This is a genomic window from Pseudomonas fluorescens, assembly GCF_001902145.1.
Lineage (GTDB): Bacteria > Pseudomonadota > Gammaproteobacteria > Pseudomonadales > Pseudomonadaceae > Aquipseudomonas > Aquipseudomonas fluorescens_BV.
Map to the genome: position 1 here is coordinate 652,321 of NZ_MRST01000025.1, position 25,385 is coordinate 677,705.

A 25,385-nucleotide genomic window follows, 5' to 3' on the forward strand; every position below is an offset into this window, starting at 1 on the left:
GGCAAAAATAAATGAGGTGAATTCTCATTGCCATTCGACCTGTAAGGAAAGGCCGATCAACAGGCCGGTTTTGTCCACTTCCTTCAGGAGCATCCGCGGTCATGCAAGCGTTCCCCTCCAAACGTTCTCCCCTCAGACACGCCATCAATGCCACCCTTCTTGGCGCGTGTGTGGCGGCCAGCGCCTTGCCGTATACCGCAACCGCCCAGGAACCCGGCAGCGAGCGCCAGGCCCGCGCCTGGAACATTGCCCCTGGCCCTCTGGCGGGCGCCCTTGATCAGTTTGCGCGGCAGGCCGGCATCAGCCTGTCGTATGACGCAGGCAGCGTAGCCGGCAAAAGCAGTGCTGGGCTGAGCGGCACCCTGGAACCACAACAGGCCCTGAGTCGACTGCTTCAAGGCCAGGGTTTGCAAGCTCAAAGCCAGGGTCCGAATGCTTGGTTACTGTTGCCCCAACAGGCCGCCAACTCGGCGCTGAACCTGGGCGCCACCACCATCACCGGAGAGCGTCTGGGCGCCACCACCGAAGGCAGCGGCTCCTACACCACCGGCGCGGTGACCATCGGCAAGGGCGAACACAGCCTGCGACGCACGCCGCAATCGGTGAGCGTGATGACCCGCAAGCTGATGGATGACCAGAACATCACCACCATCGACCAATTGCTGGAGCGCACCCCGGGGATCACCAGCTACGAGTCGCCCATGGGCGGCAAGTATTTTTACTCCCGGGGCTTCAAGATGCTCGGCCAGTACCAGTTCGATGGTGTGCCGCTGGACATCGGCAAAGACTACATCCAGGCCGACAGTTTCAGCGCGAACATGGCGATCTATGATCGGGTGGAAGTCCTCAAGGGCGCTGCTGGCATGCTCAAGGGCGCCGGTACGGCCAGTGGTGCGGTGAACTTCGTGCGCAAGCGGCCCCAGGACAAGCCCACCACCAGTCTTGGCCTGTCAGCGGGCACCTGGGATAACTACCACGCCGAACTCGACACCGGCGGCCCGTTGAATGACAGCGGCACGGTGCGTGGCCGCGCGGCGGTCAGTCAACAGAATCGCGGTTCCTACATGGACCTTGCCAAGCGTCAGGACCAAGCGTTTTACGCAGCCCTGGACATGGATGTCAGCCCTGACACCACCCTAGGCTTCGGTGCCAGCTATGAGGATGTCGACTCCACGCCGTGCTGGAGCGGCCTGCCGCGCTACCGCGACGGCAAAAGCCTCGGCCTGAGCCGCTCCACCTGCCTGGGCCAGGCCTGGAACGATTGGCAAAGCCAGCGCACCACGCTGTTCGCCGATATGACCCATCACTTCAATGACAACTGGAAGCTCAAAGTCAGCGCCGTGCACAGCCGCAACCTGCAAGACATCAAATATGCCGCCAGCGAAAGCACCGTGGACTATGGCAACCCGGCCCCAACGCTCACCAGCTACGCGGCATTGTTGGACTACGATCACAAGGACTACGGCCTGGATGCCTATGTCGACGGTCAGTTTGAAGCCTTTGGCCTGCAACATGAGCTGATCCTCGGCGCCAACGGCAGTCGTGGCACTCAGGACGATGTCTATGCGATCCGCAATCTGCCCCAGCGCCAAAGCGTTTTCAACCCCAACCACCACTTCCCGGAACCTGCCGACGATACGTTCTGGCCCAACATGTACCGTGGCGGCACGGTCAAGGAAACCGCCACCCAATACGGCGCCTACGCCACCTTGCGCCTGCGCCTGGCCGAACCGTTGATGCTGGTGCTCGGCAGTCGCGTCAGTTGGTACGAAAACCGCCGCGAGTCCTTGAACCTGGCGTGGGGCGAGTGGGCCGACCAGGACGCACGCACCAAGGAAACCGGGGTAGTCACGCCGTTTGCCGCATTGATCTATGACCTCAATGACAACCTCTCGGTGTACACCAGCTACGCCGATATCTTCCAGCCGCAAAGCTCCTACGCCACAGTCAGCGGTTCGGCCCTGAAGCCGAAAGTGGGCGAGAACTATGAGTTGGGCATCAAGGGCGAATGGTTTGACGGGCGCCTGAACAGCTCCGTGGCGCTGTTTCGCGCCATCGAAAAAAACGCCGCCCAAACCGATTTCGAGACCCGCTGCGGCAGTTCCTCGGACGGCTACTGCTATACCGACACGGGCAAAGTGCGCGCCCAAGGCGTGGAAGCCGAACTGAGCGGTGCACTGCTTGAACGCTTGCAAGTATTCGGCGGCTATACCTACACGCAAACCAAAACCCTGAAGAACATCGATAGCAATGCCGAAGGCGCGGTCTCTAACACCTACGTACCCCGGCATATGCTCAGGGTGTGGGGCGACTATCAGTTGGACGGCGCGCTTTCGAAATGGACCGTCGGCGCAGGGGTCAACGCCCAAAGCAGCAACTACCGGCTGCAGACCATCAAACTGGAACAGGCCGGCTATGCATTGTGGAATGCGCGCCTGGCGTATCAGGTGGACGACACCTGGACGGTGGCGATCAACGGTAACAACCTGTTCGATAAAAATTACTACCAGACCGTGGGCACCTCAGGCTGGGGTAATCTCTATGGAGAGCCGCGTAACCTTACGCTGAGCCTCAAAGGCAACTTCTAAGCACCGCACATCCCCTTCCTGCCCTCCTGTAGGAGCGAGCTTGCTCGCGAAAAACGTCAACGATAACGCGTGCTTCCTGAATAAACGCGGCGTCTGTGAGTTTTTCGCGAGCAAGCTCGCTCCTACAAAAAAGCCCCTCTTACAGCCGTCAAAAGCTTTTCGTCGCTGGCAGGCAAATACCTACGTTTGTTCCTACACTGCAAAAAGCCATCATCGATTCTCGATTATTCTGAAAAACCCGCCATACACGTCAACAAACCGTCATATCATAAAGACATTGAGAGGGTCATCGAAGAAAAAGGACAAAAAGCCAAATCATTGACACAAATCCTCAAAAGCGCCACCATTTAGCCATCACCCAGTAAATGCCTGCGTCTAGACAGCCATTACGTATTACCCAGCAACAGAAGTCGTTCGATTTGCATCACTTGTAAAGCACACATGCCTTATGGATGAGCAGACGAATAGGAACGTTCTGGTGGTGTATTGAGGATCTGATTTATGCGCGGTAAATCGTCGGTTGATAGCCTGTTCTTGACTCGCACCGGTTTCGTTGAGTTTTTTGTTGTTTTCGTAAAACTGCTTCACGGGCTGACCGCAATCTCGCCGGCGATCATCCTGCTGTTCTACCCGGACCCGGTCGCGGAACACATGCGCACTCACTATCTGGGCCTGCTGGCGTTCTTTGCGATCCTGACCATTATCTTGTTCCAGGCCCTGGGGGTTTACTCCGATGACCTGTTCAGCAATCGCCTGCGTTTTCGCGTGATGCTGGTGGCCTGGGTCTCTGCATTTTGCATCCTGTTGTTCATGTACCAGATCCTGCTTCTGTTCCCGCAGTTGAGCCCACGCAACCTGGTGTTCTGGTTTTCCGCGAGCCTGCTGTTGTTTGGCCTGGAGCGGATACTGATGCTGCGCCTGTACCGCCATCTGATGGACAACGGCAAATTCCTCCAGCGCACCGTGATCCTGGGCTTTACCGATACGGCCGTGCATGTGGCTGAACACCTGTCGCGCAACAGTGATATCCGCTCCGGCCTCATCGGTTTTATCGACGACCGTACCGAGCGCATTCCCAAGGAGTTGAGCCGCCTGCCGTTGCTGGGCAATACCCGCGACCTGGAAAAGCTGATCCGCTCCGAACAGGTCAACCAGGTGATGATCACCCTGCCTTGGGCCGCCGAGCAGCGCATCAACGGGCTGGTCAAGCGCCTGCGACAGATGTCGGTGAACGTCATGCTGGTGCCGGACATGGCCGCCCTGCGCTATGGCCATAACCGCATCACCGATGTGGGCGGCATCCTGATGTTCAACACCTCGCAGTTACCACTGCGGGGCTGGTCGCCCTTTATCAAGCGTTGCGAAGACCTGCTGCTGGCCAGCATCGGCCTGTTGCTGCTGTCGCCGGTGATGCTGGTGACGGCCATCGCGATCAAACTCGATTCCAAGGGCCCGGTGCTGTTTCGCCAGAAGCGCTTTGGCTACAACGACAACCTGATCCGGGTGTTCAAGTTCCGCTCGATGTACGTCGAGCAGACCGACCTCAACGCCGAGCACCAGACCACGCGCCAGGACCCGCGCATCACTCGGGTCGGCAGGATCATCCGCAAAACCAGCATCGATGAGCTGCCCCAGCTGTTCAACGTACTGCTGGGCAATATGTCGATGGTTGGCCCGCGCCCCCACGCCACGGCCACCAAGGCCGCCGGGATTCCGTTCGAGGAAGCGGTCAGCGAATACAGCTCGCGCCATCGGGTCAAGCCGGGCATCACCGGCTGGGCGCAGATCAATGGTTATCGCGGCGAGACCGATACGCTGTTCAAGATTCAGAAACGGGTCGAATACGACCTGGAATACATCGCCAAATGGTCCGTGTGGCTGGACCTCTACATCGTTTTCATGACGGTCCCGGCCGTTCTTTCCACCAAGGAAGTCTATTGATGAACCCACTTAACGGATTGATTCCCTGCATCATCTCCGGTGGTTCGGGTACGCGGCTGTGGCCAGTCTCGCGGCAGAACATGCCCAAGCCCTTCATACGCATGCGCGACGACCAGAGCCTGTTGCAGAAGACCTTCCTGCGGGCCAGTCACTTGCCGGGCGTCGACAGCATCCTGACCGTGACCAACCGCGACCTGCTGTTTCGCACCCTGGACGACTACCGCGCGGTGAACACCCAGCGCCTGGGCCTCGACCTGCTGCTGGAGCCGTTTGGCCGCAACACCGCCGCTGCCATCGCCGTGGCAGCCTTGCATGTGCAGGAGCATTTCGGCGCAGACGCGCAGTTGCTGGTGATGCCGGCCGATCACCTGGTCCTGGATGAAAGCGCCTTTGCCCAGGCAGTGGAAAAAGCCCGTGCGTTGGCCGAGGCCGGTTACCTGGTGACCTTTGGCATCCAGCCCGACCGTGCCGAAACCGGCTTTGGCTATATCGAACAAGGGCCGGCACTGGGCGCTGGGTTTCGGGTGCAGCGCTTTGTCGAAAAGCCCGACCAGGCTACCGCCCAAGGCTACCTGGACGGCGGCAAGCACCTGTGGAATGCCGGCATGTTCTGCTTCAAGGCGGCCGCCCTGCTGGAAGAATTGGCCAGCCACGCCCCGGCGGTCCTGGAGGCGGCCAAGGCCGCACTGGAGCACAGCCAGAGCCTGCAAAACAGCAGCAGTCGCCAGCGCGAACTGAGCCCGGAAGGTTTCGGCACCGCGCCGGATATCTCTATCGATGTGGCCCTGATGGAAAAATCCGCCCAGGTCGCGGTCGTGCCCTGCGACATTGGCTGGAGCGATATCGGCTCCTGGGAAGCCCTGCGCCAACTCACCCCCAGTGACGACAATGGCAACCAGATCAATGGCGAGGCCATCCTGCACGACGTGCAAAATTGCTATATCGACTCGCCCAAACGAGTACTCGGTGCGGTGGGCGTGCGCGACCTGATCATCGTCGACACCCCGGACGCCCTGCTGATCGCCGACGCCCATCGCAGCCAGGACGTGCGGCATATCGTTGCCGAACTCAAGCGCCAGAATCACCCGGCGTTCAGCCTGCATCGCACCGTCACCCGGCCCTGGGGCACCTACACGGTGCTGGAGGAAAGCACGCGGTTCAAAATCAAGCGCATCGTGGTCAAGCCCAAAGGCTCGCTGTCCCTGCAAATGCACCATCACCGCAGCGAGCATTGGGTGGTGGTCAGCGGCGCAGCGATGATCACCAATGGCGAGCGCGAGATCCTGCTCAACATGAACGAGTCCACCTACATTCCCGCCGGGCACAAACACCGCCTGACCAACCCCGGCATCATCGACCTGGTGATGATCGAGGTGCAGAGCGGTGAGTACCTGGGTGAAGACGACATCGTGCGCTATGACGACATCTACGGCCGCGCGCCGGTTGAAGTGAAGCCCTGATGCGTACGTCATTGATCATCCCCACCCGCAACGCGGCCAGCCACCTGGACCGCCTGTTGCCAGCGCTGCGCATGCAGACCTTGCAACCGGACGAAATGCTGGTGGTCGACAGCGCATCGAGCGACGACACCGTGGCGCGTTTTCGCGAATTCGGCGCCCGCGTGGAGCGGATCGATGCGCGTGATTTCAACCACGGTGGTACCCGGCGCTGGGCCAGTGAACAGGTGGGCGGCGACGCCTTGATCGTCATGACCCAGGACGCTATCCCCGCCACCGCCGAGACCTTCGCCAACCTGATCAGCGAGCTGCAACTGGACCCGCTCAATGGCGTGGCCTATGGACGGCAGCTGCCGCACCCCGGTGCCGGCGTGCTCGGCGCGCAGTCGCGGCACTTCAATTACCCAGCGGCCAGCCGCACCAAGCGCCTGGACGATGCAGCGCAACTGGGCATCAAGACCTGCTTCAGCTCCGACTCATTTTCGGTGTACCGGCGCAGCGCCCTGAGCGCGGTGGGCGGTTTCCCCCAGGATGTGATTGGCAGTGAAGACGCCTATGTGGCCGCGCGCATGCTGCTGGCCGGCTACCAGGTGCGCTACGCCGCCAGCGCGCAGGTGTATCACTCCCACGATTACCGCTTGCTGGAAGAGTTTCGCCGCTACTTCGATATCGGTGTGTTCTACGGCCGCGAACCGTGGATTCGCCAGGCGTTTGGCGACGCCGGCGGCGAAGGTAAACGTTATGTGCTGGCCGAACTGCACGCATTGCGCGAGGCCAACGCGCTGTACCGCGCCCCCGAAGTGGTGGTGCGCAGTGCCTTTAAATTGCTGGGTTATCGCCTCGGCCACCTTGAACGCCACCTGCCCAACGCGCTTAAACGACGCCTGGGCATGTTTTCCACCTACTGGACTTGAGCCGTCATGAAGACTATCAACCGACGTTCCCGTCTTACCCTGCTCGGCCTCTTGAGCGCCTCAATATGGCTGGCTGGCTGTTCGACCCCCGCGCGGGTGCCGCTTCCTGATAACGACACGCTCAAGGCAGGTCATCAAGCGGCACTGACCCTGGCCGACCTGCCGCCGCCACAGGTGCTGATCCAGAGCGGCGACTCGCTGCGTATCGTGCGTGATGCCCAAGAGCCGGCGGCGGCCGATGACATGACGATATTCGTGGTGCGCCCTGATGGCGTGATCTCGGTGCCCAATATTGGCCGGGTCAAGGCGGCCTTGCGCACGCCCGAAGACCTGGGCAAGGAAATCACCGAGAAGTACAAGCGCATCTACCGCGAACCGGCAGTGACGGTGAACATCGCCAGCGCACCGAGCAACAAGGTGTTTATCGGCGGCGCGGTGCCAAACCCGGCGTTTTTCGACCTGGCCGGCAACGTCAGCGTCGAGCAGGCGCTGCTCAGTTCCGGTGGTGTGTTGCCCTCGGCGGATGCCTCCAACGTGGCCCTTATGCGCACCGGGCCGGATGGCAAGTACAGGACGTACTTCATCAGCCTGGAGAGCATGTTGACCAACCCCAATCACCCGCGGGTGGCGTTGCAGCGCGGAGATTTGATCTTTGTGCCGCAGTCGGGCATCGGCGCGACGGTGGAGGCCGTGGATATGTACTTCACCAAGCTGTTTCCGGTTAGCAAAGGGGTGGGACTGGGCTTGAATTATCAGCTCAATGGCAACAAGTCCGGCGATACCTATATCAGCGCTCCACAATGATCATGACGCAGGCTTTGTATCACTTGAGCACGCCGATTTCATTCGACGAACAACATCTATCCAATGGAGTGATCCTGTGATCGAAATCCGCTCTCTTCGCGACCTGCTGCGGCTGTTCTTCATCTACCGCCGCGAGTTCAAACTGGCCGTGATCACCACGATTGTGGTCGCCGTGCTCGGTGCCTTCCTGTTGCCGGCTCGCTACGAGTCCGACGCGCGCTTGCTGGTCAAGCCGGGGCGGGATAACACCACCTTGCCGATCGAAGCCGCCAACCGCCAGACGCTGATTGCCCCGAGCACCCAGCACGACCCGATTGTCGACGAAGAAAAAATGCTCACGGGCCGGCCTATCGTGCACATCGTTGCCGAGCGCTATATGGCGATGACCGCCGAACCACCACAAGGCTTCTGGAAGGTCACCAAGTTCTACATCAAGAAGGGCATGGGCGAAGTCATCAATGGCATTCGTAGTGTGCTGCAGTTCGTGGGCCTTGCCGAGAAACAAAGCCCGCTGGAGCGCTTGGCGACCTCACTGGAGAAGAACTTTACCGCCGGTCACGAGCCGGGCTCTTCGGTGATCGAGATTTCCTTCACCTGGGACGACCCGGCGGTGGCGCAAAAAATCGTCGAGGAATGGGTCAACGCTTACCTCGAAGAACGGGCGCGAATTCTCGGGCGCAAGAGCCTGCACACCTTCTATGAAACCGAACGCGCCAAGGTGGCAGAGAATATCCAGAGCCTGAAAGATCAGCTGCAAGGTCGCTTGAAGCAGATCGACTCGATCAGTGTCGATGCGCGCCTGAAGAACCTGACCAACCAGATCGACCGCGTCACCGACGCCAAGGTCAGTGCACAGAACCAGATCTCAGGGATTCGCAGCCTCCTGGCCAACGCCAGCCAGCAGATCAAGAGCCAGCCGGCAGACGTGGTGACGATGCGCGAAACCAGCCTCAACCCCACCCAGCTCGACCTCAAGCGCCAGCTCAATGCGCTGCAAGTGGAGCGGGCACGGCTGTTGCGCACCTACCTGCCGGGTACGCCGCAGGTCAATCAGATCGAGCAGAACATCCGTGACATGCAAGCCCTCAGCGCCCAGGAAGCCACACGCCTGGAACGCTCGCAGAACACCGCGCCCAACAGCCTGGTAATCAACGTCAAGCAGCAAATGATCGACGCCCAGTTGCAAGAACGCAAACTGGCCGGGGAAATCGAGAACTACGACAAGACCCTTGCCGAACTTCGCGCCCAGCGTGACCAGGCGATGACCGAAGAACCGCAACTCAACACCCTGAGCCAACAACTGCGCACCGCCGAAAAGAGCTATGCCTTGTACTCGGACAATCTTGAACAGGCGCGAATCGACCACGAACTGGACAACAGCCAGATCAGCAACATCGCCCTGATCGAACACGCCACCCTCAACCCGGCACGCGTGTTTCCCAAAAGCCTGCTGATGCTGTTGTTCGCCCTGCCCGCTGGCGTGGCCGTGGGCTTGCTGACCATCTATGTGCTGTATCTGCTGGACCAGCGCATCCACGATGGCACACGCTTGCAGGAGATGTTCCATGTGCCGCTGTGGAGCAGCATTCCTGATGTGCAAGACGCAACGCCGGCAGCCGTCACCGCCAGCCTTTATCGCTTGTACAGCCTGCTGCCCCTGGACCGCATTGCCGCCGAAGGTTTTGCCCTGGGCCTGACCTCGGCGCGACATGGCGAAGGGGTGACCTTTATCACCTGGCAACTCAAGCGCCTGCTGGAGGAGCGTGGCCATCGGGTCTCGGTCAACGGTGAGAACGCGCCAACGCCAGGTGAAGTGTTGCTGCTGGACGCCTCGGCGCTGTCCTCCAACCCGCAGGCCTTCCTGACGCTGCGCCGCGCCGACCAGGTCGTACTGGTGATCGAGGCCCGCACCAGCACCGTACCGACTATCGAAAATGCCGTGTCGTTGCTGACCACCGCGTTCGGCAAAGTGGACGGCATGATCCTCAACCGCCGCCGCTTCGAAGTACCGGCCAAGGTCCTGGCGCGACTCAACAGCTGGCGCGGGGCGGCCTGATGCGTATCGCATTGCTGGCTCCCCTGCCACCGGAGCAGACCGGGATCGCCGACTACGCCGCGCACCTGCGCCATGCGTTGATCGAACAGGGCCTGGAAGTGGTGACCCCGCTCGCCGGCTGCCTGGAACTGCCTGAACAGTTGAAGCGTCTGCAGGCCTTCGATTGGCGCGGCGTGGACCTGGTGCATGCCGAACTGGGGGGTGGACGCTTCGGTGAGTTCCAGGCGCTGGAGTACCTGCGCCGGGCGCAACCGCACCTGCCTTTGACCGCCACGGTGCATGACCCGGAGCGCCTTATCTGGCGCAGGGCCAAGCTGTTTTTCCCCTTGACGCTGCTTGAACGCCTGCCCCACCCGCTGCCCCAGGCGGCGGCGCTGCTGGCCGACCCGTTGACCTTGCACGAAGAACGGCGCCTGGCCAAAGGTATGCGTCGCCTGATCACCCTCACCCGCCTGGGCGGCGACTGCCTGCGCCAACGCATGGGCCTGCGCCCGGAGCAAGTAGCAGTGATTGCCCATGGCAACCTGCCCATCGCGCCCCAGGCCTTGCCGCCACTGGCACCGCTGCGCCTGCTGTATTTCGGCTTTATCTACCGTGGCAAGGGCATTGAGGACCTGCTCCAGGCCCTGGCCCAGTCACTGGCCGCCCACCCGCAATGCCGAGGCCAGGTACGCCTGACCCTGGCCGGTGGCACCGCGCCGGAAATGACCTTTGACCCCGCCGGCAACTACCTCGATGGCCTGCGCCAGCAGATCAGCGCCCTGCATCTTGAGGATGTGGTGGACTGGCAACTGGATCTGCCGTCGGCGCAGATCCCTTCTTCAATCCAGGCGCACCATGTGATGGTGCTGCCCTATCGCGAATCGAAAAAACTCAGTTTCCTGGGGCAGATGCGCGGCACCAGTGGCGCGCTGTCGTGGGCCAATGCATGCGGGCGCGGGGTAATCACCTCCAACGCCCGAGCCTTTGCCGAAGAGGTGGCCGGCGGCAATGGCATCACCTATCAGCAGGGCGATATAGCGTCCTTGAGCAACGCCTTGAGCCGCTTGATCCTTGACCCGCTACAGGCGCAGCAATGGGCCGCACGGGCAGGAGAAATCGGCCACCAACGCCAGTGGGCCAACACGGCCCAGCGGTTTGCTGAATTATTTCGGGATGCTTGTGAGGAGCCGTTGCGATGAACCTGTCATCCGTTCGCCCACTGTGGCGCTACCTGCCGCTGGCGCTATCGATCGCCGTCGGTAGCACCCTGCTGTTGAGTAAAAAAGTCGATGCGCAGCCGGTGAACCTGGCCCCGGAGCGAAACGTGGTCTGGAAGGATTTTCTCGGCGTGAACGCACACTTTCTGTGGTTCACGCCCGAGCAGTACCGTAAGCAGATCCACCAATATAAGAAGCTTGGATTGCAATGGGTGCGGGTCGACCTGCACTGGGATCGCCTGGAACCCAAAGAAGAGGAATATCAGCTCAGCACCTTCGATGAGCTGGACCGCACCCTGACCGCCGAAAAACTGCGCTCGGTGTTTTACCTGGTGGGCTCGGCGCCCTTTATCACCACCGCTCCCAAGGGCGCGCCGTTCCAGGACCAGTATCAACCGCGGGACCCCGACATCTATGCGATGCGCCTGGCAGTCCTGGCCAAGCGCTACCCGAATATCGATGCCTGGCAGGTGTGGAATGAACAGAACCTGCCGAACAACTGGCGCCCCAAAGTCAACGCCAAGGAATACGCGCAATTGTTGTTGGCCAGTCACAAGGCCTTGAACATTGCAGCACCGGACAAACTGCAGGTCATGGGTGGCATGGCGTACTACAGCCAAATGCCGCCCCGTGGCAAAACCCTGATGTTTGAGGCGCTCGGCGCGCTGGGGGTGCAAAGCCTGGGCATGATCGCGGCCTATCACCCCTATTCGATGACCCCGGAAACCGACGAGCCAGGCAAGAACGAAGTGCTGCTGCGCGGCGATCAACTCAATTCAATGCTGCACGGTGCCGGGATCAAGCAGGTATGGGCCACTGAATGGGGCTGGTCCAGCTACGCCGGCCCCAAGGAAATGCAGGACCTGATCGGTGTCGACGGGCAAGCCGATTACACCTTGCGCCGCCTGGCGTTGATGGCGTCCCAGGACTACCAGAAGATCTTCCTGTTCGCGCTGTCCGACCTTGACCCACGCGCTTCGCCACGCGACCAGCATTACGGCCTGTTGAACCTCAATGGCGAACCCAAGCCGGTGTACACCGCCCTCGCCCGCTTCCTCGACATCACCGGCCCCACGCTTAAACCTGGCACAACGCCGAAGCTTGAGGATGTACCGGACAGCTTCTACAGCGTGGCCTGGACCCGCCCTGACGGAAAACACCTGCTGATGTATTGGAGTGCCAAAGGCAGCAGCATCAGCCTGCCCGGCATCAAACGCGCAGAACTGCTGGACCCTTTGACCGGAGCCCGGCAAACCCTGAGCGACGACAACGGTATTCGCCCAGTGGTGAAGCCGAGCTTGCAGATACTGGTGTGGTAGCCCTGGGCATGGAGAGCTGTACATGAGAATCCTTTGGATTGTGCCCTACCTGCCGTGGCCGACCACCAGCGGCGGCAAGACGCGGCAGTACCACTTGCTGCGCACCTTGAGTGAGCGCGGGCATCGCATCACGCTGCTGGCGCAATCAAAAACGCTGGCCGATGACGCGGTGCGCGCGGCCCTTGAGCCGTTGCTCGAACGCCTGATCGTGGTACCGCGCCGGCCACTGAAACACCCGCTGACCCTGCTCGGTGGCCTGTTCGCGCCCTGGCCGCTGTTGACCACGGTCAACGGCCTGTCGGCACCGTTGCAAGCCCAGTTTGCGCAACTGTTGAACGAAAGCTGGGACGTCATTCAGGTAGAACACAGCTACAGCCTGCAGCCGTTTCTGCGCAACCTGCAGCAGCAACGGCGTGAATTTGTACTGACAGAGCACAACCTGGAATCGAGCCTCGGCGGCGCCACTTACGACCGCTTCCCCAGGTGGGCCGCGCCTTTCGTGCAGTACGACCAGTGGCGCTGCCGGCAATGGGAACGCAAGGCATTCGACGCCGCCGCCCAGGTAGTCGCCGTGACCGAGGCGGACGCCCAGGCCATGCGGCCATTGTCATCGACGCCGGTGACCGTGGTGGTCAACGGGGTGGACAGCCGGGCCTTTGCCGAGGTCAGCGCCGATGCGCAGAGCCAGCGCCTGTTGTTCGTTGGCAACTACGAATATGCACCGAACCTGGACGCCGTGCAGTGGCTGCTCGAAGAGATCTTCCCCAGGGTCTGGTTGCAGCGCCCGAATGCGCGCCTGGCGGTGGTCGGCTATGGCTTACCCGAACACTGGCGCGAGCGTTGGCCAGATGAGCGTATCGAGTGGCTGGGCTTTGTTCCCGACCTGTGCGCCTTGCAACGCCGCTGCGCCGGTTTTGTCGCCCCGTTGCGCCATGGCGGCGGCTCCAAGCTCAAAGTGCTGGAGGCGATGGCCGCCGGCTTGCCGCTGATCAGCACGGCCCAGGGCGTCTCCGGGTTGGCGGTGCAGCCACAGGTGCATTACCTGGCCGGCGAAAACGCCGAGGCCCTGGCCGACGCCGTTGTGCGCCTGCTGGACGAACCGGCGCTGGCCGGACGACTGGCCGATGCCGCACGCGACTATGCGCGGCAATACCACGACTGGGCGGTGGCGGCTAATGAACTGGAGCACCTCTACCGCAGCTCGCTCACCGCCAAGGAGTCTCAGCCATGCGCGTAGCCCTGGACTATCGCCCCGCCACGGTTGCGCCGTCTTCGGGCATCGCCCGCCAGGTCGTGGCTCTGGAAGACGCCCTGCGCGCGCGGGGCAACACCGAGGTGGTGCTCTTCACCGAGGCGCCCCTGGACCATCAGCAACGCCAGACTGCCGTTTGCCCGCCCTGGGCCAGCCCGCTGGACGGCCTGCAACGCCCACAAGTGCGCCTGCGGTTCGAACGCGGTTTCTTGCCCAGGGCTTTGCACGAGCAGCAGATCGACCTGTATATCGCCACGGCCAATATGGGCTTGCCACTGTGCCGCAAACCCGCTGGCACCCGCTATGTGCTGGTGTTGCATGACCTGTTTCAACTCACCCACCGCAACTTCCATCGCTCCAAGCTCAAGGCCCTGGCCTACCGCCTGATCGACGGGGCCTCGATTGCCTGGTCGGTGTGGCAGGCTGATCGAGTGTGGTGCCCTTCGCAGTTTTCCTGCAATGAAGCCGCGCGCCTGTTCCCCTGGGCGCGGGCCAAGTTCCGCGTGCTGAACAACCTGGTGCCCGAACTGAATGCAGCGCCAGAGCCGCTGCCAGCCAACCTGCCGGCACGTTACTGGCTGGTGGTGGGTACGCGGGAGCCGCGTAAGAACATGGAGTTCTTCCTGCGCCAATGGCAGGCCTGCCGAGCGCTGAACCTTGATGTGCCGGACTTGGTTCTGGTGGGCCACGCCAGCGATGTGCCGGCGGCACTTGGTGACCTGCCGGGCCTGCACTGGTGCAACGGTTTGTCGGACGGCCAACTGCAAGCGCTCTACCGTCATGCCGCGTGCCTGTGGCAGCCGTCCTACGCCGAGGGCTTTGGCCTGCCGGTGGTGGAAGCCTTGAGTGTCGGCACGCCAGTAGCGGTGGCACGCGGCAGTGCCCTGGATGAAATCGCGCCACCCAACGCCCCGCGCTTCGCACCCCATGACGCCGAGCAATTGCACAACGTCATGCAACAACTGGCAGCCGCCGATGCCACGCAAGACGGCGAAACATACCGCGCCTGGGCCCGGCAATTTGCCGAACCGGCCTATCGCTCGCGCCTGGACACTTTGCTCAAGGAATTGGATCGCTAATGCTGCCAGGAAAATTCGTCAGTCTGCTGCTGGGCCTGGTGTTCGGCGGGTTGCTGTTGGCCCTGTCGCCAATCAAGGTCATGCTGGTCGTGGCCGGGGTAGCCGTGGCCTTGACGCTGATCCGCTTTCCCCTGTGGGGCTTGCTGATTTTCGCGGTACTGGCCACCAGTATTCCCTACACCACCTTGCAACTGGGTATCCGCACCACCGTCAGCGAGGCGGTACTGGGGCTGACCTGGCTCGGAGTGTTCTGGCAATCGTTCATCGGCAAGACCCGTGGTTTCATGCTATGGCGGCCGACTGAACGTGCGCTGATGTGGCTGATGCTGTTCAGCACCATTCCGTTTATCTGGGGCATGCTGATCATCCATGCCGAAGGCAACGGGCCGGTGAACTGGGTGCGCTGGCTGATGAACCTGTCGATGTTGTTTATCGTGCCGCTGCTGCTGCGCACCGACGCCGACCGCGACAAGGTGGTGGTCGCCCTGTTGCTGGGTAACCTGGCGATGCTGTTGCTGTCGATCTTCATGTTCCTGAAGACGCGCAACGCGATGTCGATGATCGATATTCTCACCGACCTCAAATACGCCCACCCGGAAGCGGTGAAAGACATTTTCTCCGCCAACTACACACGCATGGCCTCGCCCTGGGTGCACCCCAACCTGACCGGTGGCGTGCTGGTGCTGTTTATTCCCCTGGCGCTGTTTTATGGCTGGACCCGCAGCGGCTGGCGCCGGGCGCTGGGCCTGGCGGTGGCGGTGCTGGGGTGTGCCGGCCTGCTGCTGAGTATTTCTCGCGGTGCCATCGTGGCCCTGGCGCTGGTGTTGATCTGGCTGGCCTACAAGCGCGTGCCGAACAGCGGGCGCATCATCGGTATCGGGGCGGCGTTTGCCGTTGCACTGGTCATGTTCTATCCGCCGTTGCAGGAGCGCTTGATGACCATCTTCTCGACCACCAACGCCAGTACCGAAATCCGCTTTGACGAGTACGCCAGGTTTCCCGCCGCCATGGCGACCTTCCCCCTGGGCATCGGCTTCAAGATCGACCCGCCCGTGCCTGGCTCCAATCTGTTGGGCATCTCAAACCTGTGGCTGAACTTTATCTACAAGGTCGGTATTCCAGGGATGCTGCTGTTTATAACCGTCACTGTGTTGTGGTGGCGCGAAGTGCGGCCCCTGGGCCAGGTGCGCAAGGTCACCGCCGACAATGCGCTGTGGCTGGGGTGCATCTGCGGCGTGTTGGCGGCGCTGCTGACAGGGATTTTCGACCACTACTTCAGCTTCACCTTCGTACTGATCGCGCTGTTCTGGCTGTTGATGGGCATGAGCCTGCAACAGGTGCGCCTGCGCCCCTCCATTACCGCCCCTGTCGCTGCTATTGCGCCAAAGGATAACCAACCATGAAGCACCGGATGATTCACTCCACCGATTTGCGCGACCGCCTCCCCACGCTGGCCAGTGAACTGGGCGTATGCCTGCCAGACCTGGAAGAGGCGCTGGACTGGTGCCTGGCCAATGACGTGGTATTTGAAGAGGGCGAAGGCGACAACAAGCGCTTCTGGATCAGCTCCATCGACCAGGAAACCGCGATTGAGCACCCGGTGGCGCGCCGCCTGTTCCACCGGATGAAACAGGACCTGGCGGCCCAGCTGCTGCCCCGTTACGGCAAAAACTGGGCAACCGTCAAAGACCGGTGGCGCAGTGTCTGGGACATGGCCTACAACATTTTGATCAACAAGATCCCCAGCCACCATGTGCGCATTGCCTGGCTGCGCCTGGGTGGCGCGAAGATCGGCAAGGGCTCCAGCTTGTGGCGTAACACCGAAGTGCTGGGCATGCACAATTTGGTGGTCGGCGACGATTCGGTCATCGGTTGGCATTGCCAGGTGGACGCCCGCGCCGGGCTGGTGATCGGCAACCATGTGGCGATTGCCTCGCATGTTTTGCTCATCGCCGGCAGCCATGATTTGCAGGCGCCGGAGTTCTGGTCGATTTCCGGGCCGACTTACATCGACGACTACGTCTGGATCGGTAGCCGTGCGTTGATCGGCTTCGGCACGCACCTGGGCTATGGTTCAGTGATCAGCGCCAATACCGTGGTGGCCAAAGCCGTGGCGCCCTACAAAATCATTGGCGGAAGCGGTGCCAAAATCATGGGCGAGCGTTGCCATGACCTGAACTATAAGGTGGGTGGCAAGGGCCTGTTCACCCTGTTTCACTGATGTTCGGCAGCACGCTCTGGCTGACCCTGGCGACGCTCGCCGGACTGGTAGCCGGTTTTGCCCGCGAATGGCTACTGGTGGCGGCCTGGGGCGCGGGCAGTCGCAGCGACGGGTTTCTGGTGGCGGTGTTTTTGCCCGAAGCATTGCGCATGACCCTGGCTGCCGGCTTGCTCGCAGCGGCTGCCCTGCCCCTCTATCAGCAACGCGACCCGCGCCGCCAGCAAGCCTGGCTGGCCAGCCTGTCCCCCCGCCTGCTGGGGGTGGGCCTGGCCCTGTTTGCCATACTGGCGCTGGGCGCGCCGCTGTGGGTGCGCCTGATCGGCCCCGGCCTGGACGCCGCGGCCCATGCACAAGCCGCCGCCAACCTGCGCTGGCTGGCCGCCTGTGCGCCAGGCCTGGTGATGCATGGGTTGTTCAGTATTCCCTTGCAGGCACGCCAACGTTTTGTCCTGCCGGGCCTGGGCTCTTTACTGTTCAATCTGCCACCGGTGCTGTACCTGTTTATCCGTGGCAGCTCCAGCGACAGTACAGCGCTGGCCATGAGCTTTTTTGCTGGCAGTGTCTTGATGTGCCTGCCGTTGCTGGCGCCGGTCTGGTCTTTCGGCTGGCGGCCATGGCAGGTCACCGGCGACCCGCTGGCAGGCCGCGAACTGCTGGGGCGCATCGGGCCGTTGTTGGCCAGCAACGTGGCCAGCCAGGGCCTGGCGCTACTGGAACGATTGATCGCCAGTTTCCTGGGGGAAGGCGCGGTTACGTGGGTCAACCTTGCACGCAAGCTGATCAACCTGCCACTGATCGCCTTGATGAGCCTCAACCAAGTGCTGCTGGGCATGATGAGCGGCGAGCAAGGTCAACAGCGCTTGGCCCTGCTGCGCCGCGGCCTGGATGCAGCGACCCTGCTGAGCCTGCCTGCGGCCTTCGGCCTGATTGGCGCCAGCCCCACGCTGATTCATCTGCTGATGCCCGCTCAGAGCACCGACGGCCCACTGCCGGCGCTGCTGGCCTGGTTCGCCACGCCACTGGTGTTTGGCGCCTGGAACGCCATGCTCGCCCGCTATGCCTATGCCAGCGGCGACACGCGCCTGCCGCTCAACTGCGAACTGCTGGGCAGCCTGGTCAACGCCGCCTTGCTGGTGGTGCTGCCCTATTGTTTCGGCCTGTCGGGGATCGCCTTGGCGGCGTTGGGGGGAGTTGTGGTGACCAACCTGTTGCTGATGCACCGCCAACAACTGCTCGGCCAACTGGGCTGGCCGTTGCACTGGGGCTTGAGCGGGGTGCTGTTGGGTGTGGCAGCGCTGGTCCTGCACCCATTGCACAACGATGGCTGGCAGTTGGGGTTGAGTAGCCTGGCCGGCGCGCTGGTGTTGGTGGGGCTGGGGCTTTGGCTCAAGCCGTGGAAAGCCTGAGGCCGGTTCCCACCAGAACGGTGGGAGGGGACCTGTTCAATCCTCCAGTGGCTTGGGGGCTTTGCCAGCGGCTTTGCTACCCTTGGTCGCAGGCGCTGGAGCCGCTGGAGCAGGCTCTGGCTGCGCAGGTGCGGCAAGCTCCTTCTCCGCCTGAGGCATCTGGTCGATGGCGCTGAAGAATTCCTTCAGGTCGAGGCTGTCCGGCGGCACGGTTTTCTCGAGTTTCTTCTCGCCGTCCTTGCCGATCAGGATCACTTTGGTGCCGCTGCCGACGCCGAGCTTGAGGGCACGGATCAGTGCATTGGTTTCAGGCGGCGTGAGCTTTTTGCTGTCCTTTGGGTCCTTGGCGAACTTCTCCCCTTCGGCACCAATGCTGCCGAACTTTACGGTGTAGAACACCATGCTGCGCTCTTCGAAGGACTGCTTGGTGGCAGCCTCTTCCAGTTGTTTCTTCAGCGTTGCCAGTGTCGGGTTTCCAGCATCAAGCTCCACGACCACCAGGGGGCGCGTCTTGCCCAATTCCTGCTTGAGCGGATTATCATCAGCGGCCAACAACGGCCCCGTAAAAGCCATCAAGGTAGCCAGGGTCAGCGACCGGATGAGCATGCGCACCTCCTTTGAATTCCATGCAGGGTTCTTGAGTTTCATGTCTGCGACAGCCAAATTCAAGGATGATTCCTACACCACCTTGAGAAGCGTAGGTCAGGAAGCCCGCTACGCAAGGGCTTGGACAGTGGCCTGGTCATTGTTTCTTCCGGTTACGAGACCTTCCACTGCGGCCAATGCCGGGCGAAAACGGGCGCCACGACGGGGTCGGCATCTACCCGCTCCAGGCGTTGTGCAAAGCCCGGCGCCAGGTTGCCGAGCACCTCGCGCGCGTCGTCCCAACGCGACACCGCCGCCGCCATGATGCCCAGTGCATTCGGCGCGTTGCTCGGGGTAAACAGCTGGCCGGCAAACTGATCGGCAAACACGACCCAGGCCTGGTGCAGGTAGCGCCGTGTGCCGCTGACCAGTTGCGCTTGCTGCGCCTCATCGGCATTGCCCAACCAGCGTTGCGGGTAGTCGATGATACCGATCGCCGAATAGCAGTTGGCGGCGATATACAGCAAGCCGCGCAGGATCTGTGTACGATCGCCGGCCAGCAATCCGGCCTTGGGATACTCCAGGCCCAGGTGGATCAGGATCGCGGCGCTTTCGGTCAGTACCTGGCCATTTGGAGTGACCAGGGTGGGGATCTGCTTGAGTGGATTGATACGTGCAAGCGCGTCACTGCCCTCGCCATCCTGCCAGGAACTGGCCTCCACGCGATGCCACGGCACTGCGCAGCGCTGCAGGGCGATTTCGATCATGCAAGAACCGGATTCGTCGGTGCCATAAAGGGTGTACATGGGCGTTTCCTCCTGGGCGATAGGCGATAGGGACAGCATGGTCCATTGCCTAGAATAGCCCCATCTGCCCACCCACAAGGGTACCGAAATCGTCATTCACGAACGGCAGGATTGCGTCAGCCACGGGCTGCAATTGGCGCGTGACGTAGTGGTCGTAGTCGATAGGCGCCTGCCGTACTTCCAGCGGTTCCGGGCCGTTGACACTGATCACGTAGCTGATCCAGCCACCCCGCTGATACTGGCGCGGGCGGCCCAGGCGGTCGTTGTACTCGTCTGCCAGGCGCGCGGCGCGTACGTGAGGCGGGACGTTGCGTTCGTAGTCGTGCAAGGGCCGGCGCAGGCGTTTGCGGTAGATCAACAACTCATCGAATTCGCCGCTCAAGGTACGCCGCACGTAGTCGCGTATGTAGTCTTGATGGGGTTGGCGGTGGAAGATGCGTTGGTAGAGTTCCTGCTGGAATTGCCGGGCCAGGGGCGACCAGTCGCTGCGCACGGTTTCCAGGCCTTTGTAGACCATTTCTTCGCTGCCATCTTCGCGCACGACCAGGCCGGCGTAGCGCTTTTTGCTGCCCTCCTCGGCGCCACGAATGGTCGGCATCAGGAAGCGGCTGAAGTGGGTTTCGTATTGCAGTTCAAGGGCGCTTTGCAGGCCGTACTCGTTGCTCAGGTGCGCGCGCCACCAGTCGTTGACGTGCTGCACCAGCGCCAGGCCGATGCGGTTGGCGTCCTGCGCAGAATGCGCGCTGCCCAGCCAGACGAAGGTGGAGTCGGTGTCACCGTAAATCACCTCGTACCCTTGGGCCTCAACCAGTGCGCGGGTCTGGCGCATGATCTGATGCCCACGCAGGGTAATCGAGGACGCCAGCCGGGTGTCGAAGAACCGGCAGCCGCTGGAGCCGAGCACACCGTAAAAGGCGTTCATGATGATCTTCAGTGCCTGGGACAACGGCGCATTGCGCTCGCGCTTGGCCTCTTCGCGGCCTTCGGACACCCGCGTGACGATGGACGGCAGGCAATGCCGGGTGCGGGAGAAGCGCGCGCCGCGAAAGCCTTCCACCGAGTCGCTGTCGTCGGGATGCTTGAGGCCTTCGATCAAGCCCACCGGGTCGATGAGGAAGCTGCGGATGATCGATGGATAAAGGCTTTTGTAGTCCAGCACCAGCACAGATTCATAGAGGCCCGGGCGCGAGTCCATGACAAACCCGCCGGGGCTGGCTTGGGGCGGTTTGTCGCCCAGGTTCGGCGCGACGAAACCCTGGCGGTGCATCAACGGCATGTACAGGTGGGTGAAGGCGGCCACCGAGCCGCCGTTACGATCGGCCGGCAACCCGGTGACGCTGGCGCGCTCCAGCAAGAACTTGAGCAGCTCGGTTTTCTCGAAAATCCGCGTGACCAGTTCGCAGTCCTTGAGGTTGTAGCGCGCCAGGGCAGGCTTGTCCTCGGCAAACATGCGGTTGATTTCGTCCATGCGCTGGTACGGCGTGGAGATGTCCTTGCCTTCGCCGAGCAGGGTTTGCGCGACGTTTTCCAGGCTGAAGGATTCAAAACTCCAAGTGGCCGAACGCAGCGCTTCGATACCGTCGATGATCAGTCTTCCCGCCGCCGCCGCAAAGTAGTGATTGCGGCTGCCGTGTTCGCGCCAGGCCATGGCTTCACCGCCACGTCCCAGCAACAGCGGCACGTTCAGGCGCTGGGCGTGTTCATGGAGTACGCGCAGGTCGAACTGCACCACGTTCCAGCCGATGATCGCGTCGGGGTCAAAAGTGGCCAGCCATTGGTTGAGGCGTTCGAGCAGTTGAACGCGGGTGTCGCAATAGTCGAGCTTGAAATCCACGGCGTCGGTTTTGTTCGGCGGGCCGAGCATGTACACCTGGCGTTCGCCGCAGCCTTCAAGAGCGATGGAATAGAGATCGCCCTGGGCAGTGGTCTCGATGTCCAGGGACACCAGCTTCAAGGGAGGACGGTAGTCGGGGGCAGGCTTCATCTGCGCGTCAAGCAAGGTGCCGCTCGCATCCGCAGTGCCGCCGAACCACACCGGGGCGGTGATAAAGCGCTCCATCATGTAGCGCTCGGGCGGCCGCACGTCACCTTCGTAGACATCGACCCCGGCGGCGCGCAGGCGCTTCTCGATGTCCATCAACTGGCGGTGCTGGCGGGCATACAGGCCCAGGACCGGGCGGTGATGAAAGTCGCACAGCTGCAAGGGGCGCAACTCGAGATCGCGCTCACCCTTGAGCAGCCAATCGAGCGGCTTGCGATGGGCCTCCGGGATGAACACCACCGAGGTTTGCACGGGTAGGCGAATACACCGAGGCCCTTGGTCTGTGGCCAGCCAGAAGCTGACCTCCGTGCCCGCCGGGGTATCGCGCCAATGCCGGGTCAGGACAAAACCCTGCTGTAAATCCACCGTACCGTACCTCAAGAATCGCTTTCAGGGCGTGATTCTACTCGGCATCCGGGCTAACGCGGCGGGTAAACGCACACGCAGCGCGCAATCTGATAAATTTGTTGCAGGGTATTTTTTGAAGCGTAAAGGGCTGGGGACAGATCTCCCCCCTCGCCCCATCACCTTGGTGGGGTTTTGCTCAGATAATTTTCGATATTGCGCATTTGCTCGTCCCAGCCACGGGAGTTCATCTTGAAGGCTTTCTGACGCCGCGCTTCGGGCACCTTGTCAAAACCGGACTCGACAACCTGCAACAGGATACCTGGAGCGCGATCTTCAATAGTGAACTCCACCAGCGTAGGTGTTTCCTCGTCGTAGTCGACGCCCTCTTCTACTGCGAAAGGATGCCACCAGAAAGAAAACAGCGTTTGGGGCAGGATGCGTTCGATCCTGGCCTTCCACACGACATGTTCGTAGCCTGGGTAGGTAATCGGCGCTTCGATGGTTTCTCCGGCCACGAAGGTTTTACCTTTAAGCGCGATACCGAACCACTTACCAAATTGCTCGGCCTGCGTGAGTGCCTCCCAGACCTGTTTACGTGATGCGTTGAGCAGCACTTTGCGTTCGATGCGATCTAATACGTGCATGAGTCACCTCCTCCACTGAACACTAGGCGACATCAACCAATGCGCAACCTTCAGTTGTGCGCGATGATGATGTCCCCCTCCTTACCTGGCCATAGGTTATGACTGACCCACTGAATGGAAGTTGCTTGTGCAAAGGTGTGCGCTACCAAGTGGACAGCCTGGACATGCCCACCAGCCACTGCCACTGCGCAAGCTGCCGCAAGGCACATGCGGCCGCGTTTGTCGCCACAGCCGGGGTGATGCGTGAACATTTTCGCTGGACACTCGGTGAGGAACTGCTGACGTCCTTTGAGTCTTCGCCGGGCAAATTCAGACATTTCTGCTCACGTTGCGGCTCACATCTGATCGCTGAACGTGGGCATCAGCCCCACGTGATCGTGCGGGTGGCGACGCTGGATGATGATCCGGGCGTCAGGCCCACCTCGCATATCTGGACGGCCCATGAAGTGCCCTGGCTGGCTTATGACGGCGTAGCGCGCTGGGACGAGTGGCAGGTCTGAGTCAAACCCGTGGATCGCCGGGGGCCTTGACCGGCGCTGCATATTGCGGCTTGAGGTGGCCTTCCTGGTCGAGCAGCCAGGCATCCATGATTTGTCGCACCACAGGCCCGGCTACACGGCCGCCGGCCTCACCGTTTTCGATCATGACTGAAATCACGATTTTCGGATGTTCGGCCGGCGCAAAGCCGACGAACAAGGCGTTATCGCGATGCCGCTCCAACGTCTTGTTGCGGTTGTAGCGCTCACCCTGCTTGATCGCCACCACCTGGGCGGTACCACTCTTGCCGGCGATGCGGTATTGCGCGCCTTGCGCTGCCGCTCGGGCGATACCGCGGGGATCGTGCATCACCAATTGCATGCCATGGTTGACCTGCTCCCAGCCACGCGGGTCCTTGAGGATCACGTTGGGAATTGGGTGCTCATCCACCGGTGGCACACCATTGATTGTCTTGGCCAGGTGCGGTCTGTTCCATACGCCTTTGTTGGCGATCAATGCAGTGGCCTGGGCCAATTGCAGCGGTGTTACTTGCATGTAGCCTTGGCCAATGCCGAGGATCACGGTTTCACCTGGGAACCACGGCTGGCGTCGGGTTGCACGCTTCCAGGCTTGGGATGGCATTAAGCCGGCAGACTCCTCGAACATATCCAGGGACACTTTCTGACCCAGGCCGAACTCGGCCAGATAGTCGTGCAGGCGATCGATCCCGAGTTTATGGGCCAGATCATAGAAGTAAGTGTCGTTGGAACGCATGATGGCCGCGTCCATGTCCACCCAGCCGTCACCACTGTGGTTCCAGTTGCGGTACTTATGGTCAAAGTCTGGCAACTGATAGTAACCCGGGTCGAACACTCGGGTTTGTGGAGTAACAACGCCACTGTCGAGACCGGCGATGGCCACTTCCGGCTTGATGGTTGAGCCCGGCGCATAGAGCCCGCGTAGCACGCGGTTGAACAGCGGTCGGTCAATGGAGTCGTGCAGCGCAGCGTACTCCTTGAAGCTAATGCCTGTGACAAACAGGTTCGGATCGAAACTCGGCTTACTGACCATAGCCAGTACTTCACCGGTCTGCGGGTCCAGGGCGACCACCGAACCACGACGGTCACCCAAGGCCTCTTCGGCAGCTTCCTGTAGCTTGACGTCGAGGCTCAGGACAATATTTTTGCCAGGGATTGGATCGGTGTGCTTGAGCACGCGCAGCACACGGCCCTGTGCGTTGGTCTCTACCTCTTCATAACCGACATGGCCATGCAGTTCAGACTCGTAAAAACGCTCGATTCCGGTTTTGCCGATAGATTGGGTACCGCGGTACTCCACCGAATCAAGGGTCTTGGATTCCTTTTCGTTAATACGACCGACGTAGCCAATGGAGTGGGCAAAGTGCGCGCCCAGAGGGTAGTGGCGAACGAATTGTGGCTCGACGTCCACGCCAGGTAGACGGAACTCGTTGACGGCCAAAACGGCGATCTGCTCTTCGGTCAACTCGTAGAACAACGTGACGGGAACAAACGGGTGACGGGCCTGCTTGAGCGCCTTATCAAACACCGCACGGTCTTCAGCAGGCAGGTGCAGCAGATTGACGACTTCGTCCAGCTCACCCTTGAGGTCGGCTGTGCGCTCACGGGTGATGGTCAAGTTGTAACTCGGGCGGTTGTCGGCCAGGACTACGCCATTACGGTCATAGATCAAGCCGCGAGTCGGTGTGATGGGCAGTACGTGGACCCGGTTGTTTTCCGAAATTGTGGAGTGGTAGTCGTACTGCACGACCTGCAGGAAATACATGCGGCCTACCAGCGCACACGTGATCCCAATCACCAGCAATGCGCAGGCAAACAAGCGTTTGTTAACCAGGCGGTTTTCTTTTTCATGATCTTTGATAGGTATCGGTTCAGGCATTTCTACAACATCTCGTTGAAAAAGGTCGACGCCGCATCCTGCGGATAAAGATCAATCCTTGTGAAAATGTGCTGCACCATAGCAAAAATGCAGAAACACTTTGTATCGAATTCCCTCAACGGCAGCTTATTTAATGTTGCTGAAAGCGCTGGAATTTTCGAGCGCCCAAAACAAAACCCCAACTGCTTTCGCAATTGGGGTTTCGGAATTTAATCTTGACGATGACCTACTCTCACATGGGGAAACCCCACACTACCATCGGCGATGCATCGTTTCACTGCTGAGTTCGGGATGGGATCAGGTGGTTCCAATGCTCTATGGTCGTCAAGAA

Annotated in this window: 19 protein-coding genes and 1 rRNA gene; 14 read left to right on the top strand and 6 right to left on the bottom strand. The window is 61.1% G+C overall.

What is annotated here, in order from left to right; genetic code table 11:
* Window positions 1–101 precede the first annotated feature (101 nt).
* The 13 genes from BUE92_RS19360 (at window position 102) to BUE92_RS19425 (ending at window position 18,236) form a co-directional block, all read left to right on the top strand.
* Window positions 102–2,588 carry a TonB-dependent siderophore receptor gene (locus tag BUE92_RS19360; RefSeq protein WP_073525756.1) on the top strand — a complete coding sequence of 829 codons (2,487 nt, stop codon included), beginning with the start codon at window positions 102–104 and terminating at the stop codon, window positions 2,586–2,588.
* Between the two features lie 501 nt (window positions 2,589–3,089).
* On the top strand, window positions 3,090–4,529 hold the full coding sequence (locus tag BUE92_RS19370) for an undecaprenyl-phosphate glucose phosphotransferase (protein WP_073525758.1): 1,440 nt from the start codon (window positions 3,090–3,092) through the stop codon (window positions 4,527–4,529).
* The gene (locus BUE92_RS19375) at window positions 4,529–5,989 is read left to right on the top strand and encodes a mannose-1-phosphate guanylyltransferase/mannose-6-phosphate isomerase (protein WP_073525759.1); all 1,461 of its coding nucleotides are present in this window, start codon (window positions 4,529–4,531) and stop codon (window positions 5,987–5,989) included. Before BUE92_RS19370 ends, BUE92_RS19375 begins: the two co-directional genes overlap by 1 nt.
* Window positions 5,989–6,900: a glycosyltransferase family 2 protein gene (locus tag BUE92_RS19380; RefSeq protein WP_073525760.1), complete on the top strand. Its 912-nt coding sequence runs from the start codon at window positions 5,989–5,991 to the stop codon at window positions 6,898–6,900. Before BUE92_RS19375 ends, BUE92_RS19380 begins: the two co-directional genes overlap by 1 nt.
* A 6-nt stretch (window positions 6,901–6,906) precedes the next feature.
* Window positions 6,907–7,704, top strand: a complete 798-nt coding sequence (locus tag BUE92_RS19385) for a polysaccharide biosynthesis/export family protein (protein WP_073525761.1) — start codon at window positions 6,907–6,909, stop codon at window positions 7,702–7,704.
* Between the two features lie 76 nt (window positions 7,705–7,780).
* Window positions 7,781–9,760, top strand: coding sequence for an exopolysaccharide transport family protein (locus BUE92_RS19390; RefSeq protein ID WP_073525762.1), 1,980 nt, complete (start codon window positions 7,781–7,783; stop codon window positions 9,758–9,760).
* On the top strand, window positions 9,760–10,941 hold the full coding sequence (locus BUE92_RS19395) for a glycosyltransferase (protein ID WP_073525763.1): 1,182 nt from the start codon (window positions 9,760–9,762) through the stop codon (window positions 10,939–10,941). Before BUE92_RS19390 ends, BUE92_RS19395 begins: the two co-directional genes overlap by 1 nt.
* Window positions 10,938–12,278, top strand: a complete 1,341-nt coding sequence (locus BUE92_RS19400) for a beta-galactosidase (protein WP_073525764.1) — start codon at window positions 10,938–10,940, stop codon at window positions 12,276–12,278. The genes BUE92_RS19395 and BUE92_RS19400 overlap by 4 nt, the downstream gene beginning before the upstream one ends.
* A gap of 22 nt (window positions 12,279–12,300) precedes the next feature.
* Window positions 12,301–13,515 carry a glycosyltransferase family 4 protein gene (locus tag BUE92_RS19405; protein ID WP_073525765.1) on the top strand — a complete coding sequence of 405 codons (1,215 nt, stop codon included), beginning with the start codon at window positions 12,301–12,303 and terminating at the stop codon, window positions 13,513–13,515.
* Window positions 13,506–14,609, top strand: a complete 1,104-nt coding sequence (locus tag BUE92_RS19410; protein ID WP_073525766.1) for a glycosyltransferase family 4 protein — start codon at window positions 13,506–13,508, stop codon at window positions 14,607–14,609. Before BUE92_RS19405 ends, BUE92_RS19410 begins: the two co-directional genes overlap by 10 nt.
* On the top strand, window positions 14,609–16,012 hold the full coding sequence (locus tag BUE92_RS19415; RefSeq protein ID WP_073525767.1) for an O-antigen ligase family protein: 1,404 nt from the start codon (window positions 14,609–14,611) through the stop codon (window positions 16,010–16,012). Before BUE92_RS19410 ends, BUE92_RS19415 begins: the two co-directional genes overlap by 1 nt.
* Entirely contained in the window at window positions 16,009–16,830 is an 822-nt protein-coding gene (locus tag BUE92_RS19420; protein WP_073525768.1) for an acyltransferase, read from the top strand. Before BUE92_RS19415 ends, BUE92_RS19420 begins: the two co-directional genes overlap by 4 nt.
* Window positions 16,830–18,236, top strand: coding sequence for a lipid II flippase MurJ (locus BUE92_RS19425; protein ID WP_073525769.1), 1,407 nt, complete (start codon window positions 16,830–16,832; stop codon window positions 18,234–18,236). The genes BUE92_RS19420 and BUE92_RS19425 overlap by 1 nt, the downstream gene beginning before the upstream one ends.
* A 36-nt stretch (window positions 18,237–18,272) precedes the next feature.
* Here BUE92_RS19425 and BUE92_RS19430 read toward each other — a convergent pair whose 3' ends face one another.
* From BUE92_RS19430 to BUE92_RS19445, 4 genes are all read right to left on the bottom strand, one after another.
* Window positions 18,273–18,842 (bottom strand): DUF4174 domain-containing protein, encoded by a 570-nt coding sequence (locus BUE92_RS19430; RefSeq protein WP_073525770.1) that lies wholly within the window; start codon window positions 18,840–18,842, stop codon window positions 18,273–18,275.
* A gap of 152 nt (window positions 18,843–18,994) precedes the next feature.
* Entirely contained in the window at window positions 18,995–19,627 is a 633-nt protein-coding gene (locus BUE92_RS19435) for a glutathione S-transferase family protein (protein ID WP_073525771.1), read from the bottom strand.
* Between the two features lie 49 nt (window positions 19,628–19,676).
* On the bottom strand, window positions 19,677–22,034 hold the full coding sequence (locus tag BUE92_RS19440; RefSeq protein ID WP_073525772.1) for a DNA polymerase II: 2,358 nt from the start codon (window positions 22,032–22,034) through the stop codon (window positions 19,677–19,679).
* Window positions 22,035–22,192: 158 nt separating this feature from the next.
* Window positions 22,193–22,660 carry an SRPBCC family protein gene (locus tag BUE92_RS19445; protein WP_073525773.1) on the bottom strand — a complete coding sequence of 156 codons (468 nt, stop codon included), beginning with the start codon at window positions 22,658–22,660 and terminating at the stop codon, window positions 22,193–22,195.
* Between the two features lie 98 nt (window positions 22,661–22,758).
* On the opposite strand from BUE92_RS19445, the gene BUE92_RS19450 reads away from it, so the two are divergent.
* Window positions 22,759–23,160: a GFA family protein gene (locus BUE92_RS19450; RefSeq protein WP_073525774.1), complete on the top strand. Its 402-nt coding sequence runs from the start codon at window positions 22,759–22,761 to the stop codon at window positions 23,158–23,160.
* Window position 23,161: 1 nt separating this feature from the next.
* Here the strand turns inward: BUE92_RS19450 and mrdA are convergent, their stop codons facing one another.
* Window positions 23,162–25,054, bottom strand: a complete 1,893-nt coding sequence (gene mrdA / locus BUE92_RS19455) for a penicillin-binding protein 2 (protein WP_073525775.1) — start codon at window positions 25,052–25,054, stop codon at window positions 23,162–23,164.
* A 213-nt stretch (window positions 25,055–25,267) separates the two neighbouring features.
* Window positions 25,268–25,383, bottom strand: a 5S ribosomal RNA gene (rrf, locus tag BUE92_RS19460).
* Window positions 25,384–25,385 lie beyond the last annotated feature (2 nt).